Source organism: Cupriavidus sp. UBA2010 (assembly GCF_002335265.1).
GTDB lineage: Bacteria > Pseudomonadota > Gammaproteobacteria > Burkholderiales > Burkholderiaceae > Cupriavidus > Cupriavidus metallidurans.
Genome location: NZ_DDCI01000009.1, coordinates 398,682 through 413,873 on the forward strand (window position 1 = coordinate 398,682; position 15,192 = coordinate 413,873).

Annotated in this window: 12 protein-coding genes; 5 read left to right on the plus strand and 7 right to left on the minus strand. The window is 65.7% G+C overall.

Annotated features, from left to right (window positions below; all coding sequences use genetic code 11):
• Window positions 1-7: 7 nt before the first annotated feature.
• The 4 genes from B2246_RS05255 to prfB form a co-directional block, all read right to left on the minus strand.
• The gene (locus B2246_RS05255; protein ID WP_008649274.1) at window positions 8-718 is read right to left on the minus strand and encodes a glycine zipper 2TM domain-containing protein; all 711 of its coding nucleotides are present in this window, start codon (window positions 716-718) and stop codon (window positions 8-10) included.
• Window positions 719-995: 277 nt separating this feature from the next.
• A complete protein-coding gene (gene lysS / locus B2246_RS05260) occupies window positions 996-2,543 on the minus strand; it encodes a lysine--tRNA ligase (protein WP_011515826.1) in 1,548 nt (515 codons plus the stop codon).
• A gap of 59 nt (window positions 2,544-2,602) precedes the next feature.
• The gene (locus B2246_RS05265; RefSeq protein ID WP_008649271.1) at window positions 2,603-3,373 is read right to left on the minus strand and encodes an SDR family oxidoreductase; all 771 of its coding nucleotides are present in this window, start codon (window positions 3,371-3,373) and stop codon (window positions 2,603-2,605) included.
• Between the two features lie 135 nt (window positions 3,374-3,508).
• Window positions 3,509-4,613, minus strand: a protein-coding gene (gene prfB / locus B2246_RS05270) for a peptide chain release factor 2 (protein ID WP_104669723.1) whose coding sequence is annotated in 2 segments (ribosomal slippage) — window positions 3,509-4,531 and window positions 4,533-4,613 — 1,104 coding nt in all. Because the reading frame shifts where the segments join, the coding sequence is not laid out codon by codon here.
• Window positions 4,614-4,817: 204 nt separating this feature from the next.
• On the opposite strand from prfB, the gene B2246_RS05275 reads away from it, so the two are divergent.
• Window positions 4,818-5,537, plus strand: coding sequence for a murein hydrolase activator EnvC family protein (locus tag B2246_RS05275; protein WP_008649269.1), 720 nt, complete (start codon window positions 4,818-4,820; stop codon window positions 5,535-5,537).
• Window positions 5,538-5,610: 73 nt separating this feature from the next.
• On the opposite strand, the gene recJ is transcribed toward B2246_RS05275, so the two are convergent.
• Both recJ and B2246_RS05285 read right to left on the minus strand, forming a co-directional pair.
• Entirely contained in the window at window positions 5,611-7,311 is a 1,701-nt protein-coding gene (gene recJ, locus B2246_RS05280) for a single-stranded-DNA-specific exonuclease RecJ (RefSeq protein ID WP_186425246.1), read from the minus strand.
• A gap of 46 nt (window positions 7,312-7,357) precedes the next feature.
• A complete protein-coding gene (locus B2246_RS05285) occupies window positions 7,358-8,476 on the minus strand; it encodes a hypothetical protein (protein ID WP_035881793.1) in 1,119 nt (372 codons plus the stop codon).
• Window positions 8,477-8,579: 103 nt separating this feature from the next.
• On the opposite strand from B2246_RS05285, the gene B2246_RS05290 reads away from it, so the two are divergent.
• From B2246_RS05290 to B2246_RS05305, 4 genes are all read left to right on the plus strand, one after another.
• On the plus strand, window positions 8,580-9,830 hold the full coding sequence (locus B2246_RS05290) for a lipoprotein-releasing ABC transporter permease subunit (protein ID WP_035881794.1): 1,251 nt from the start codon (window positions 8,580-8,582) through the stop codon (window positions 9,828-9,830).
• On the plus strand, window positions 9,823-10,572 hold the full coding sequence (locus tag B2246_RS05295; RefSeq protein ID WP_017514052.1) for an ABC transporter ATP-binding protein: 750 nt from the start codon (window positions 9,823-9,825) through the stop codon (window positions 10,570-10,572). Before B2246_RS05290 ends, B2246_RS05295 begins: the two co-directional genes overlap by 8 nt.
• A gap of 51 nt (window positions 10,573-10,623) precedes the next feature.
• A complete protein-coding gene (locus B2246_RS05300) occupies window positions 10,624-11,451 on the plus strand; it encodes a TatD family hydrolase (protein ID WP_286880196.1) in 828 nt (275 codons plus the stop codon).
• 130 nt (window positions 11,452-11,581) lie between these two features.
• The gene (locus B2246_RS05305; RefSeq protein ID WP_286880197.1) at window positions 11,582-14,125 is read left to right on the plus strand and encodes a DNA internalization-related competence protein ComEC/Rec2; all 2,544 of its coding nucleotides are present in this window, start codon (window positions 11,582-11,584) and stop codon (window positions 14,123-14,125) included.
• Here the strand turns inward: B2246_RS05305 and B2246_RS05310 are convergent.
• Entirely contained in the window at window positions 14,092-15,117 is a 1,026-nt protein-coding gene (locus B2246_RS05310) for a MurR/RpiR family transcriptional regulator (protein ID WP_008650133.1), read from the minus strand. The two genes, B2246_RS05305 and B2246_RS05310, sit on opposite strands and share 34 nt — an antisense overlap.
• Window positions 15,118-15,192 lie beyond the last annotated feature (75 nt).

Genomic DNA, 15,192 nt, shown 5'->3' on the forward strand with positions numbered 1-15,192 from the left:
GCGGCTGTCAGCCCGTCACAAGCACTCCACGCTCGAGGTGCACGCGCTGTCCAGCTTCCACACCCGGAGGGTTCTGGTAGGTGAACGTACGGCGCGAGCCGTCGTCCATCTGCACGCTGACGCGGTAGGACTTGTTCGTGTTCAGTTTCTTCTCGGCGTAGTTGCCGCCGAAGCCGCCGGCTGCCGCGCCCGCGACAGTCCCCAGAATGCGGCCATTGCCGCTGCCGATCTGGTTGCCGAGCAGGCCACCCACTACCGCACCACCCACCGCGCCAAGACCGGAGGTTGGCTTTTCAGATTCCACTACTTGCACGCCGGTTACGTGGCCAGCCGTATGGCTGGGCCGTGCGGCGGTATTCGGCTCGGTCTGCGACGGTTGTTGCTGCTGTTGTTGCTGTGGCTGTTGCTGTTGCTGGGCAGGCGCTTGTGGCATTGCGTTTTGGGCGTACTGCCTGTCATAGGCCGGCGGGCGTGTGGTCGAGCCGGGCGCAGACGTTTGTGTCTCTGCTTGCGTCTCCGCTTGCGTGGCCGGTTGCGCGTTGTACTGTGCCGCGGTGGGCTCGGTGCCACCCTGGTTGGCCTTGCTGATCGGCAGCACACCCGTGATCGCTGCCACGGCCGCGAGACTGGCAACGACGATCGACACAGCCGCCGCGCCAATCAGCGGATTCAGGCGGCGTTGGGTCGGCAAGGAGGGGAGGGTTTCCGGACCAGACATTTGCTTGTTCTCCAGGTCACCGCATGCGCAGTGGATAGTTTCAAGTTTGGCCGATACCAGAGCGCATTACCGTTCGTTTTTGTAAGTATCTGTAGTCCCAAAAATGCTTGGCAATCAATGGCTTATATCTGTGCTCGATCATCGTTGACAATGACGTTGTAACAATCGGGCACGCGATGTGCAGTTGCCGGGCGCCTCAACAAAGCAAAAGCCCCGCGTGGGCGGGGCTCTTGGTCAGGGTCATATTCTCACTGGCCGGTGGGTTCGGCCGTGAGAATCAGTCCTCGCGGCGCAGGTGCGGGAACAGGATCACGTCGCGGATGTTCGGGCTGTCGGTCAGCAGCATCACCAGGCGGTCGATGCCGATACCGCAGCCGCCTGTCGGAGGCATGCCGTACTCGAGCGCGCGGATGTAGTCGGCGTCGAAGTACATCGCTTCCTCGTCGCCCGCATCCTTCTGCTCGACCTGCTTGCGGAAACGCTCGGCCTGGTCTTCCGGGTCGTTAAGCTCGGAGAAGCCGTTGGCGATCTCGCGGCCCGTGATGAACAGTTCGAAGCGTTCGGTAATGCCCGGCTGCGTGTCCGAGCCGCGCGCCAGCGGCGATACCTCGACCGGGTAGTCGACGATATAGGTCGGTTCCCAGAGTTGCGCTTCGGCGGTTTCCTCGAAGAGCACCAGCTGCAGCGTGCCCAGGCCGGCGTTCAGGAACTGCGGCGCGCTGGTGTTGATCTTGAACTTGTTCTTGAGCTCGGCGCGCAGGAAGTCGGCATCGGCAAGTTGCGCGTCGGTGTATTCCGGCGCGTACTTCTGGATCGCCCCGCAGATCGTCAGGCGGTGAAACGGCTTGGACAGATCAAGTTCGCGGCCCTGGTACGTCACCGTGGCGCTGCCACGCGCGTCAATCGCAGCCTGGCGGATCAGGTTCTCGGTGAAGTCCATCAGCCAGCGGTAATCCGTGTAGGCCGCGTAGAACTCCATCATCGTGAACTCGGGGTTGTGGCGCGGGCTCACCCCTTCGTTACGGAAGTTGCGGTTGATCTCGAACACGCGCTCGAAGCCGCCGACGATCAGGCGCTTCAGATAGAGCTCGGGCGCGATGCGCATGAACATCTGCATGTCCAGTGCGTTGTGGTGCGTGATGAACGGCTTGGCCGCCGCGCCGCCCGGAATCGGGTGCAGCATCGGCGTTTCCACTTCCATGAAGCCGGCGTCGGCCATATGGCGGCGGATCGACGAGATTGCCTGGGTGCGGGCGCGGAACGTGCTGCGCGTTTCCGGCGAGACGATCAGGTCCACATAGCGCTGGCGGTATTTGGTTTCCTGGTCTGCCAGGCCATGGAACTTGTCCGGCAGGGGACGCAGCGCCTTCGACAGCAGGCGCAGTTCGCGCACTTGCACCGACAACTCGCCCTTGTTCGTGCGGAACAGTTCTCCGCGCGCGCTGATGATGTCGCCGAGGTCCCAGTGCTTGAACGCGGCATAGACGTCTTCACCGACCTTGTCGCGCGTGATGTAGAACTGGATCTGGCCGCTGCCGTCCTGGACCGTGGCGAAGCTGGCCTTGCCCATCACGCGTTTGAGCATCATGCGTCCGGCGATGGACACTTCCACCGGGCTGGCTTCCAGCGTGGCCTGGTCCGTTTCGCCATACTGCGCGTGCAGCGCGCCGGCCTGGTGCGTCGGCTGGAAATCGTTGGGGAAGGCCACGCCTTGCTGGCGCAGGGCCTGCAGTTTCTCGCGCCGCTCGGCGATGATCTTGTTCTCATCTACGGCAAGCCCTTCGGTGGTGGGCGTGGCGGCTTGGGCGCGGGTCGGTTCGGTCATGATGTGAGGTTCGATCGCGCGGCGCGGAGCGTCGCGCGGGTTCGGTTCAATGTTTCGGTTCAGTATTTGCGGATGTCGTCGAGTTCGGTGGTGCCGAAATCGGGACGGGCCAGATAGGCCACGATGCGCCGGGCGGTATCGTCAGGCGAGGCGAGCTGTTCGTTGTCCTTGAGGTCGCGGAAGCGTTGCACCTGGGCGAAATCCGCGCCGCGGATGGTTTCCTGCATTCCGGTATCCACCACGCCCGGCGCCAGCGCCACGGCGCGTAAGGTGCGCGGCTCGGGCACGCTCGCGTACTCGGTGTTCACCGAGCGGATGAACATGTCCAGGCCAGCCTTGCCGGCGCAGTAGGCAGACCACCCCGGTACGGGGTTGCGCGCGGCGCCCGACGAGATTGCCAGCACCTTGCGCGGGCAATCGAAGCGCACCGTATGTTCGATGAACGCACCGGTCATGGTCATCGGCGTGACCAGGTTGGTCTGCAGATGCGGCACCAGCGTGCTGTCATGCAGTTGCGTGATCGGACCGATCGGCTCGACGACCCCGGCGTTCAGGATCAGGGTGATGCTGGCGGGCGCCTCTTCCACGGCATCGAGCACGCTCGCCAGCCAGCCGGCCGACGGGCCAGGCTGCGACAGATCCTGCAGATGCCAGGCCACGCGCACGCCGCTGGCCGTAGCCTCGGCCTCGAGCTCGGGGTTGCGGCTGCGCGCCACGCCGATCACGCGGTTGCCGGGTACCAGCAGCGCGCGAACCAGGGCGGCCCCCAGGCCGCGCGAGGCGCCGGTGACGATGTAGAGATGGGTGGAGCGGGGCGTTCCGGTGGTCATGTGAGTGGACCTTGTTCAGTGAGATGGCATCGGAATCGCCGCGCAGGCCCCGAGTTTGTCCGGGGACATTGCGCGGCGACGTCTATCTGCAATCTTCGGCAGAAATTGCCAGGACCTGAGTATCAGGCGTCTGGATTACAACCCCTGTTTCAGGCTGGCCTCGATGAACGGGTCGAGGTCACCATCCAGCACCTTCTGGGTGTTGGACATTTCCACGTTGGTGCGCAGGTCCTTGATACGGCTCTGGTCCAGCACGTACGAGCGGATCTGGTGGCCCCAGCCCACGTCCGTCTTGCCGGCTTCGAGCTTGTCGGCTTCCGCCTGACGCTTGCGCATTTCATGCTCGTACAGGCGCGATTTCAGCATGGACATGGCCTCGGCGCGGTTGCGGTGCTGTGAACGGTCGTTCTGGCACTGCACGACGATGCCGGTGGGCATGTGCGTGATCCGCACGGCGGAGTCGGTCTTGTTGATGTGCTGACCACCGGCACCCGACGCGCGGTAGGTATCCACGCGCAGATCGGCCGGGTTGACCTCCACCTCGAACGAATCGTCCACTTCGGGGTAGACGAAGACCGACGAGAACGACGTATGGCGCCCGCCCGACGAATCGAACGGCGACTTCCGCACCAGGCGATGCACGCCGGTTTCCGTGCGCAGGTAGCCGAACGCATATTCGCCCTCGACCTTGATCGTCGCGCTCTTGATGCCGGCCACGTCGCCTTCGGATTCTTCCAGCACTTCGGCCTTGAAACCCTTGCGCTCGCAGTACTTCAGGTACTGGCGCAGCAGCATCGACGCCCAGTCGCAGGCCTCGGTACCGCCGGCGCCCGCCTGGATGTCGATGAACGCGTTGGCCTGGTCCATCTCGCCCGAGAACATGCGGCGGAACTCCATGTCCGCCACCAGGGCCTCGAAGCCAGAGACGTCGGCCTCGATGGATTCGAGTGTCTCGTCGTCGCCTTCCTCGCGGGCAAGCTCGAATAGCTCGTCCGTGCCGTTGAGGTCGTCGGTCAGCTTGCCGAGTACCTGCACGACGCCTTCCAGCGCCTTCTTTTCCTTGCCCAGGTCCTGGGCTCGCTTGGGGTTGTTCCAGACGTCGGGGTCTTCGAGCAACCCGTTGACTTCATCCAGCCGGTTTACTTTGACATCGTAGTCAAAGATACCCCCGTAGATCTTCCGTCCGGGAACGGAGATCGGAGATTGCACCGGAGATGGCGTTCAGGCGTTCTGCTTCCATGTTGTAGTGTTCTTGCGCTTCAAAACCGGGAATTATAGCGGATTGACGGGGCAAATCCGGGGTGGGGCGGACAGTTCTCGCAACGAAAATGCGAACCGTTCGCGCAGCGAACGGTCTATTCGCGGAGCCTTCTCGCCGCTTCGGCGACAATAACGCCCGAACCGCGCCCACCCCGGCGCCATTTTTCAGGAGTGATTTCGGCGCATGAATCGAACGCACCACGCCAATCTGCAGACCCGCCGCCGTGCCCTGGGCGCACTCGGCAGCCTCGCCGCGATTTCCCTGTCCGCCCTGCTGGCGGCTTGCGGCACCACGCCGACCGAGCCGGCTCCGGACGGTTTCTACCGCGTCGAGCGTGGCGACACGCTGTATTCGATCGCGCGCCGGAACAAGCGCTCGGTGTCCGAACTGGCACGCTGGAACAATATGTCGAACACCAACCAGATCGAGGTTGGGCAACTGATTCGCGTCCGTCCTCCCGGCGGCGCCTCCACATCGGCGGCGGCGCCGCAGTCCGACAAGCCCGCGCGTCCCGTCCAGGACATGCCGTCCGCCAAGCCGCCCGCCAGTTCGATCAGCCTGCAATGGCCAGCCGATGGCCGTGTCTCGGGCCGTTTCGCGCCGCCGGCGGAGAAGGGAATGCGTATCGAGGTACCGGCTGGCGGCAAGGTCCGCGCGGCCGCGCCGGGCTGGGCGATTCACGTCGGCACGCTGCGTGGCTACGGCATGTTGGTCATCGTCAAGCACAACGACGACTGGCTGACCGTCTACGGCAACCTGGACAAGCCGCTGGTCAAGGAGGGCGATCGCGTTACCGCAGGCCAGGAGATTGGCAGCATGGCGCAGGCCGCCGAACTGCATTTCGAGGTGCGCGGCAACGGTCGGCCGCTGAATCCGGCGAATTATCTGCCTTCTCGGGGGTAGGGGGTAGGAGCCGCCTGTCAGACGGTTCGCCCCCTCTCCCGCAGGCGGGAGAGGAGAAAACAAACGGTTGCCCTTACTGCGCGTGCTCGATGACCAGTTGCACCCGGGTCATTCCGTTGAACGTGTTGTTGTCGAGCCGGTAAGCCACCATTGCGCTGGCGCCATCAAGCGCATCGGCATGGTTGAACCAGATGGCATCGAAGCGCTGGCTGCCCCGACCGAGCTGGAGTTTCAGGTGCTTGCCCTTGAGCACGGTCTGGCGCAATACGTCGAATTCGCCGCAGAACGTCGGTGCCGGGAAACCCTGGCCCCAGACCTGGCCTTCGAGCAGGGTGACGAATTCCGGGCTGAAGCACGCGTCCTCGATATCGCCGTCGGTCTCGATCACGCGCGCCAGTTGGTCATCGGTCAGCCATTCGCGGCCAACTTCCTCAAACGCGCTGACAAAGGTGTCGAAGTCCTTGGCGCGCACGGTCAAACCGGCCGCCATCGCGTGTCCGCCGAACTTCACCAGCAGGCCCGGGTGGCGCTTCGACACCAGATCCAGCGCGTCGCGCAGGTGAAAACCGGGGATCGATCGCCCTGAACCCTTGATGTGCTCCTCGTCGCCGGGCGCGAATGTGATGGTCGGGCGGTGGAATTTTTCCTTGAGCCGCGATGCGACGATGCCGATCACGCCCTGGTGCCACGTGTCATGGAACACGCTGACGGTGTGGCGCGATGTCGGGTCCAGCCCGGCCAGCGGCTGTTCGAGGATTTGAAGTGCTTCCTGCTGCATCCCGGCCTCGATATCGCGCCGCTCGCGGTTCATGCCATCCAGTTCCTGGGCGATTTCCCAGGCGCGATTGGCATCGTCGGTCAGCAGGCACTCGATGCCGAGCGACATATCAGCCAGCCGGCCCGCCGCATTCAGGCGCGGGCCCAGGCCGAAGCCGAGGTCGAACGTGTTGGCGCGCGCGGCTTCGCGGCCGGCGGCACGGAACAGTGCCGCCACGCCGGGATGCATCCGTCCTGCGCGCATGCGCTTGAGCCCCTGGGCCACCAGAATCCGGTTGTTCGTGTCCAGTTTGACCACGTCGGCTACCGTGCCAAGCGCCACGAGATCCAGCAGGGTTTGCAGCGGTGGCTGAGTGGCCTGGGTGTACACGCCGCGGCGGCGCAGTTCAGCGCGCAGGGCCAGCAGCACGTAGAACATCACCCCGACACCCGCCAGATTCTTGCTCGGGAACTCGCATCCCGGCTGATTCGGGTTCACGATCACCGCCGCGTCGGGCAGTGTCTCGCCGGGCAGGTGGTGGTCGGTCACCACGACGTCGATGCCGCGTGCGTTGGCGGCTGCCACACCGTCGACGCTGGCGATGCCGTTGTCGACCGTGACGATCGCGTCAGGATGTTGCCGGGCTGCCAGTTCGACGATCTCCGGCGTCAGCCCGTAGCCGTACTCGAAGCGGTTCGGCACGATGTAGTCCACGCGCGCGCCCAGCATGCGCAGCCCGCGCACGCCCACCGCGCAGGCCGTAGCGCCATCGCAGTCGTAGTCAGCCACGATCAGCAGCTTGCGATTCGCGGCAATCGCGTCGGCCAGGTACTCGGCCGCATGGCCGATACCTTTCATGCTGGCCGGCGGCGCCAGTTCGGGCAGGTCCGTGGCCAGTTCGGAGGGTTGGGCTACGCCACGCGCGGACAGGATGCGCGCCAGCGTCGGATGCAGACCCGAGGCCGCCAGGGCCTTTGCGTGTTCGTCGGAAAAGGAGCGGATGGCAATCCGGGTCATGTGGCGTTCGCGTTCGAATTCGTCAATGTGATGTCAGGCCGCCGGGTCAGGAGACCATGGCCAGGTCGGACAGCAGGGCGCGCCAGTCTCCGCGCGAGCCCAGCCCGCGCCAGAATTTGCGCAGGTCGGCCCGTGTGACGGTGAACTCGGCAAAGTGGTTTTCGCCGCCGAGCACCAGCGTCACGGCCTGAATCCGGCCCTCGCCGAGCGCGGCCAGCACCGGCGCGAACCATTCAGCGTCGAGCGTGTGCATCCGCTCCAGCCACAGCCCCCAGTCCGCAGCGATATGGGCTTCGGTGGCACTGTCGAGCAGCGTCATGACCGAGCCATCGGTATTAGCGATGTCGGCGAAGCGGGCCGGCTGCGGCCCCAGGCGGCTGCCACCGGCCAGGCCGAGCCCGGCCAGGAACGGGTCGTCGGTCAGCACCGTGTCAGCCAGCTTGCGCGCCGCGTTGGCACTGCCGCCGCCGTGCAGCCACACGGAATTGACGGTCAGCCGTCCATCGGCCTCGCGCGCCTCGTTCACCGGGTGCCCGTGCCAGGTCATCTGGATCTCGTTCTGCAGGCGGCGCCAGTCGCGCGCTTTCGGGCCAGCCTGCATCCAGATATCAATATTGCGGCCGGTGGCGCGCACCGGCGTGGTCGCGGTCAAGTCCCCGAACATGCCATCGGGGATGTACCAGCGGGCAGGGTGGGGGGTATCGATCGTGATGCCTGCCTCGTCCAGCAGCCCGGCGATGGCGGCGTGCAGGGCGGCTGTCTCGTCGGGGCGGATGTCGAGCTGGTCCGGGTGCATCAGCACCAGGTGATCGCGCGCGGCATGGATGTGGACCGGCTGCAGGCAGGCCCAGCCGCCTTCCCCGGCTGCTTGCGTGGGGGGCGGGGCGATGCCGCGGTGATCCGCCAGCCGCATGAAGGGCGCAGTCGGCACTCGCGTGGTATCCAGTCCGGCCCGTCCGGCCAGCCAGCGCTCCTGCGGCAGTGTGCGCAGGTAGGGATCGTCGTGCATCTCGCGAGGGCCGGGGGTGGCGCGCGTCAGCAACTTTCCGAGCGCCGGCAACTCCAACTGCCGCAACAGCGCACCGGGCACGACATCGTCCGAGGCGTCGTCGCCGGCACCGGGCGGGACGGAAAAAGGCACAATCAGGGTCAGGTGCGTCATCATGGTTGGCGAGATTGTAAACTCCCGGCTGGCCGGCGCCAGTTTCCCGTTACCGGATAACCGATAAACTGCCGTCGGCGCTTTTCCTCGAACAACAGGACTCCTCTTGAACTTTCCTTACGAATGGCAGATCGGCTGGCGCTACACCCGCGCGAGCAAGCGCGCCAGCCGCAATACGTTCATTTCATTCATTTCGATGATTTCGATGATGGGCATCGCGCTTGGCGTGGCCGCCCTGATCGTCGTGCTCTCGGTCATGAACGGCTTCCAGAAGGAAGTGCGCGATCGGATGCTGTCGGTGCTGTCGCACATCGAAGTCATCGGCGCCGCGCCGCTGACGGACTGGCAGAAGACGGCCGCCGAGGCCCTGCGCAACAAGGAAGTGGTGGGCGCCGCGCCGTACGTGGCGGCCCAGGCCATGATGACGCGGGAGGACGCAGTGCGCGGCGTGCTGCTGCGCGGCGTGGACCCCGCCGAAGAGCCCAAGGTGTCGGATATCGCCAACCAGTTCCGCGCCGGCAGCATGAACGCGCTGGCGCCGGGCGGCTTCGGCATCGCACTCGGCAGCGAACTGGCCAATGCGCTGGGCGTGCGCGTGGGCGACAAGGTGATGCTGGTGGTGCCGCAAGGCACGATCACGCCGGCCGGAATGCTGCCGCGTCTCAAGCAGTTCACCGTGGTCGGCGTGTTCTCGTCGGGTCACTACGAGTTCGACAGCGCGCTGGCGTTGATCGACATCGTTGATGCGGAAACGCTGTTCCGCCAGAACGGACCCACGGGCGTGCGCCTGAAGCTGCAGGACATGCAGCGCGCGCCGCAGGTGGCCCAGGAACTGGCGGGCACCATGAGTGGCGACCTCTACCTGCGCGACTGGTCGAAGCAGAACCGCAACTGGTTCGCCGCCGTGCAGACCGAAAAGCGCATGATGTTCATCATCCTGACGCTGATTATCGCCGTGGCCGCATTCAACCTGGTGTCCACGCTGGTCATGACCGTGACTGACAAGCAGGCCGACATCGCGATCCTGCGCACGATGGGCGCCCAGCCGCGCTCGATCATGAAGATCTTCATCGTTCAGGGCGTGGCCATCGGCTTCATCGGCACCTTGCTTGGCGTATTGGGCGGCACACTGATCGCCACAAATATCGACGTGATCGTGCCTTTCATCGAGCGGATCCTCCATGTGCAGTTCCTGCCCAAGGACATCTATTTCATCAGCGAATTGCCTTCGGATCCTCGCGTGAACGACATCGCTACCATCGGTATCATTTCCTTCGTGCTGGCCTCGCTGGCAACGATCTACCCGAGCTGGCGCGCCTCGCGCGTGAACCCGGCGGAGGCGCTGCGCTATGAGTGATACGACGCTGCTCCCCGAGGCCTCATTCCAGGCCGGCACCCACGGCGCTGGCACGCCAACCGGCACGCCGGTCCTGCTGGGCGAGGGCCTGACCAAGCGTTTCAAACAGGGCGGCCTGGACGTCGAAGTCCTGCGCGGCGTGGATGTGCGCGTCGACGCTGGCGAGAAGGTGGCCATCGTCGGTGCTTCCGGTTCGGGCAAATCGACACTGCTGCACGTGCTGGGCGGGCTCGACAACCCCGACGCCGGCCGCGTGGCGCTGCTGGGCAAGCCGTTCACGGCGCTACGCGAGAAGGAACGCAATATCGTGCGCAACCGCTCGCTGGGCTTCGTCTATCAGTTTCACCATCTGCTGCCGGAGTTCACCGCGCTCGACAACGTGGCGATGCCAATGCGCATCCGCGGCCTGAGCGAGCCCGCCGCGCGTGCCGAGGCGCAGGCCGTGCTTGAGCGCGTGGGGCTCGGCGGCCGCTCGAAACACCGCCCCGGCGAACTCTCGGGCGGCGAGCGCCAGCGCGTGGCAATTGCCCGCGCGCTGGTCGGAAAGCCGGCCTGCGTACTGGCCGATGAGCCGACCGGCAACCTCGACGACCACACGGCAGGCGGCGTGTACGACCTGATGCTGGAACTGTCACGCACGCTGGGCACGAGCTTCGTGATCGTCACCCACGACCTTGATCTGGCTGGCCGTTGCGACCGCGTGCTGCGGCTGCGCGACGGTCATCTGCATCAAGAGCGTTGAGCGCCGGTAGCCAACCCACAGTCTTCCCTTCGCTTTCACTCAGCCCCCGCCATGTGGATCGATACGCACTGCCACCTCGACGTCAGCGAGTTCGATGCCGACCGGGCTGATGTCACGGATGCGGCTGCGGCAGCCGGTGTGACCGGCATTGTGTTGCCGGCCGTCGCAGTGGCGAACTTCGACGTGGTGCGTGGGCTGGCGCATGCCGACCCACGCTGCGTCTATGCGCTCGGCATCCACCCGCTGTACTCGCGGGCCGCCGGGCAGGCCGATCTCGATGAACTGCGCCGCCAGGTGACGGCGTCGATCGACGACCCGCGCCTCGTTGCCATTGGCGAAATCGGGCTCGACTTCTTCGTGCCTGGGCTCGACGCCACCCATCAAACCTGGCTGTACGCGGAGCAGTTGAAGATCGCGCGCGACTTCGACCTGCCCGTGCTGCTGCACGTGCGCAAGTCGCAGGACCAGATCCTGGCGCAGCTGCGTCGCGCGGGCGTGCGGCAGGGTATCGCCCATGCGTTCAACGGCAGTCACGATCAGGCGTACCACTACGTGACCCACGGCATGAAGCTCGGATTCGGCGGCAACGTGACGTTTTCCCGAGCGCGGCAGATCCGCCGCCTGGCCGCCGAATTGCCGATCGAGTCGATCGTGCTGGAAACGGACGCGCCCGATATCGCGCCCGCCTGGCTTTCCGACGATCAGTTCGGCGAGCAGCACAAGGCCCGTAATACGCCTGCGGAAGTGGTGGGCGTGGCGCGCGTCATGGCCGAGCTGCGCGGCGTCTCGGAACGAGAGCTCGCCGATACCATGTGGCGCAATTCCGTGGCCGCGCTGCCAAGACTGGCGGCGTTCGCGGATGTCATGGCCCCTCGCTAGGCGGCCCTCAGCGCTCCGCGCGCAGATTTAACCTTCTGACACACCGACGTATCGCTCGGTCACCTTTCCCAGCTGTCAATCGCAGTACAAATAAGCCCTTCAGCAATCAGATGCGGGGGCGTGCCTTGCTATGCGTGCAGTGCTGCTCGCGTTCGTGGTGGGCTGCTGGTGGTTGCAGCAGCAGGCAGCATTGCCGGGGCCATGGGATTGGGTCGGTTGTGGGTGTTTTGCGCTGGTTGGACTGCTTGGGGTCTGGGGGTTGCGTGGGCGTGGGGCGCGATGGGTAATCTGGGTTCGATGGTTGGTGAGCTTGTCGATCGCGGCACTCGTGGGGCTGGGTTGGTCGGCGTGGCGGGCGGACGTGCGGCTCGGCGCGTGGCTGGACCCGTCGCTGGCAGGGCGTGACCAGATCATCGATGGTGTTGTCAGCGGATTGCCGGACGCGGCCCCGCACGGCACGCGGTTCCTGTTCACGGTGGAGAGCGGGGCGTCGGGTGGCGTGGTGATGGGAGATCGCCACGAAGGGGTGGCGCCACTGTCAACAGCGCCATTACCGCACAGGGTATTGCTGACGTGGCGAGATCCGCCGGAGGTGCTGCGGCCCGGCCAGCGCCATCGGTTGACGGTCCGTCTGCGCAGACCGCGCGGTCTCGCGAATCCGCATGGTTTCGACTATGGCTACTGGCTACTTGCCGAAGGCATCGGGGCGACGGGCTATGTACGCCACGGTCAGTTGCTGGATCGTGATGTCGCGATGCCGTTGTCGATCCGGATCACGCAGTGGCGGGCCGGATTGCGTGACCGCTTGTGGGCGGCGTTGCCGTCCGATGCGCAATACCGGGCAGTGCTCGTCGCGCTGGTGATCGGTGATCAGCGGGGCATTGGGCAGGCGGACTGGGATGTGTTCCGACGTACCGGCATCTCCCATCTGGTCAGCATCTCCGGGCTGCACATCACGATGATATCGGGGGTGGCTGCGGCGCTGGCGGGCCTGCTTTGGCGCCATTCGTTCGGCATCGGGCGCTGGCTCCGGCGGCCGCTGCCGCTGATCTGGCCCGCGCAGAAGGTGGCGATGGTGGTAGCGGTGCAGGCGGCGCTCGGCTACGGGCTGATTGCGGGCATGCAGATTCCGGCACTGCGCACGGTATCGATGCTGATGGTCGCTGCCGTGGCGCTGTGGAGCGGGCGGACACCACCGCCGACGGTAGTGCTCGCCTGGGCGGCGGGGATCTCGGTGGCCATCGATCCATGGGCGGTGATGTCACCGGGCTTCTGGCTGTCATTTGGCGCGGTGGCGGTGATCTTCCTGGGCGCGCGGGGCGACGGCAGTGGGGATGGGGAGACGGTGGAGGAACGGCAGGCGGATCCGAGAAGCTGGGTGAGCCGCTGGATGAGCCGGATTGGGGGCGTGGTTGCCGAGGCGGCGCGCACGCAATGGTCGGTGACTATTGGGCTCGTACCGTTGACGCTTCTGCTGTTCGGGCAGGTATCGGTGGTATCCGTGTTCGCCAATGCCGTGGCGATTCCGGTGGTCAGTCTGCTTGTTACGCCGCTGGCGCTGGCTGGCGCGGTGTTGCCGCCTGACTGGGCTGCGCCGTTGCTGTGGATTGCCCACAAAGCGCTGGAGTGGTTGGTCGGGGGGCTCGCGTGGCTGGCCGCGCCTGCGTGGGCGGTATGGGAGGCCGCGCATCCGGGGACGGTGGCGACCGGGCTGGCATTGGCTGGTGTCTACGTCCTGCTCATCCCCCGTCCGTCCGATGCGAAAGGCGCCAGGCGAGTGCGGATCGTGCCGCGCTGGTTGGGCGCGCTGCTGATGGCGCCGATGCTCTCGGCCGGGCGCGAGCCGGTGGAGGAAGGGGAAATGCGCGTGACGGCGCTCGACGTCGGGCAGGGTGAAGCCGTGCTCGTGGAAACGCGCCGCCACGCGCTGCTCTACGACACAGGGCCTTCGTATGTGTCGGGTGCCAGCGCAGGTGGTCAGGTGATCGTGCCCTATCTCCGTGCGACCGGGGTGCGGCATCTGGATATGTTGATGGTCAGCCATGAGCATGACGACCACGCGGGCGGCGTTGACGCCGTGTTGCAGGCCGTGCCGGTAGCGCGGGGGCTGACGGCGGAAGGGCCTGGGAACAAGCCACTGCCACGCTTGCCGGAGGGGCGCGCGTGGCAGCCGTGTCTGGCTGGCGTTGCGTGGCGTTGGGATGGTGTGGACTTCGAGGTCCTGCACCCGACGGAAGAGGATCTGGCGCGGCGGCACCTGTCGGCCAACGCCCGGAGTTGCGTGCTCCGCGTGGCAACGGCGCAGCGCAGCATGCTACTGACCGGCGATATAGGTGTATCGGAGGAGCGGCGGCTGATTGATAGCGAACTAGGTGAGCGATTGCGCGCGGATTTCCTGCTGGTGCCGCATCACGGCAGTGGCACGTCTTCACATGCGGGTTTTCTGCGGGCTGTACAGCCCGAAGTGGCGGTGTTTCAGCTTGGTTTCGCAAACCGGCACGGGCATCCGCGTGACGATGTCTGGCAGCGGTACGCGCGTGCGGGGGCGGCGCGGTATCGCACCGATGAAACCGGCGCGGTGTCGATCGTCACGGGCGGCGGCGACCATGTGGTGACGTCGTTCCGCCAGCAACAGCGCCGTTATTGGCGGGACGCGCCCCCCGCGCCACGGTGAGCTGCGGGCTTGGTAGTCTTGCTGGCGGGGCTGTCTGGGCTGTCGGATTTTGTCGGACGACGCGCTGCACGGCTCGGTTTGGATGCTTGTGATGTCGCCTCGGATGCGGTCGTGGCCGAGGTCGATGCCGGAGTCTTGCCTAGCGGCGTCGGATCGGCCCCCGCAATCCGGCGCTCGCGCAGATGTGCCTTGGCTCGCTGCAGGCCTGCGGCGACCGAGTCGGCGCGATCCAGTGCCACGCCTGCGGCCAGCACGTCGCCGAGCACGAGATGGCAGATGCGCGAAGTCATGGGCGTATAGACCTCGCTGTCCTCTTCGACGTCGGAGAAGACGCAGACGTCCGCAAGGCGGGCGAGCGGTGATCCGCTATGGGTCAGCGCCAGCACGCTGGCGCCGCTGCTGCGCGCCAGCGTGGCGGCGGTGAGCATGTCCCATGTGCGGCCGCTGTTGGACACCAGCACGGCGACATCGCCCGGGCGCAGCAGCGCTGCGGACATGCTGAACACGTGCGGGTCCGAATAGGCCGTGGTGGGAATGCCCAGGCGGAAGAACTTGTGCTGGATGTCGAGCGCAACGATGCCCGAGTTGCCGCAGCCATAAAACTCGATGCGGCGCGCCCCGGCCAGTAGCCGGATACCGTGCTCGATCTGGTCGGCGGACAGCGCGTTGCGCACGGACATCAGCGTGGCGATGGTGCGATCGAACACCTTGCCGGCGATATCGGCAGGCCGATCGTCGGCTTCCACATCCTGGTGAACGAAGGGCGTGCCACCCCCCACATTCTGAGCGAACTGAAGCTTGAACTCCTTGAAGCCGTCGTAGCCAAGCGCGGCGCAGAAGCGGGCGATCGTGGGCTGCGAGACACCGGCCCGTTCCGCTAGTTCCGGCATGGTCAGCCGGATGACGCTCGCACCGTGTCGTGCCACGTAATCGGCCAGGCGGCGTTCGGACGGGCGTAGCGAGTCGTAGACGGCAAGGATTCTGTCGCGCATGGTGAGAGAGTGCGGGATCGTGCGTAAAGGTATTGGGGGGGGGCGCCGGTTGTGTCGGTGTCCCTGGGCTGGCTT

What these genes read in the sequence shown, in the direction of transcription:
- B2246_RS05295 (WP_017514052.1), top strand. Translation starts at nt 9,823, where the DNA reads ATGAGTGATACGACGCTGCTCCCCGAGGCCTCATTCCAGGCCGGCACC.
- B2246_RS05300 (WP_286880196.1), top strand. Translation starts at nt 10,624, where the DNA reads ATGTGGATCGATACGCACTGCCACCTCGACGTCAGCGAGTTCGATGCC.
- B2246_RS05305 (WP_286880197.1), top strand. Translation starts at nt 11,582, where the DNA reads ATGCGTGCAGTGCTGCTCGCGTTCGTGGTGGGCTGCTGGTGGTTGCAG.
- lysS (WP_011515826.1), bottom strand. Translation starts at nt 2,543, where the DNA reads ATGACCGAACCGACCCGCGCCCAAGCCGCCACGCCCACCACCGAAGGG.
- recJ (WP_186425246.1), bottom strand. Translation starts at nt 7,311, where the DNA reads ATGACCCGGATTGCCATCCGCTCCTTTTCCGACGAACACGCAAAGGCC.
- B2246_RS05285 (WP_035881793.1), bottom strand. Translation starts at nt 8,476, where the DNA reads ATGATGACGCACCTGACCCTGATTGTGCCTTTTTCCGTCCCGCCCGGT.
- B2246_RS05255 (WP_008649274.1), bottom strand. Translation starts at nt 718, where the DNA reads ATGTCTGGTCCGGAAACCCTCCCCTCCTTGCCGACCCAACGCCGCCTG.
- B2246_RS05310 (WP_008650133.1), bottom strand. Translation starts at nt 15,117, where the DNA reads ATGCGCGACAGAATCCTTGCCGTCTACGACTCGCTACGCCCGTCCGAA.
- B2246_RS05275 (WP_008649269.1), top strand. Translation starts at nt 4,818, where the DNA reads ATGAATCGAACGCACCACGCCAATCTGCAGACCCGCCGCCGTGCCCTG.
- B2246_RS05265 (WP_008649271.1), bottom strand. Translation starts at nt 3,373, where the DNA reads ATGACCACCGGAACGCCCCGCTCCACCCATCTCTACATCGTCACCGGC.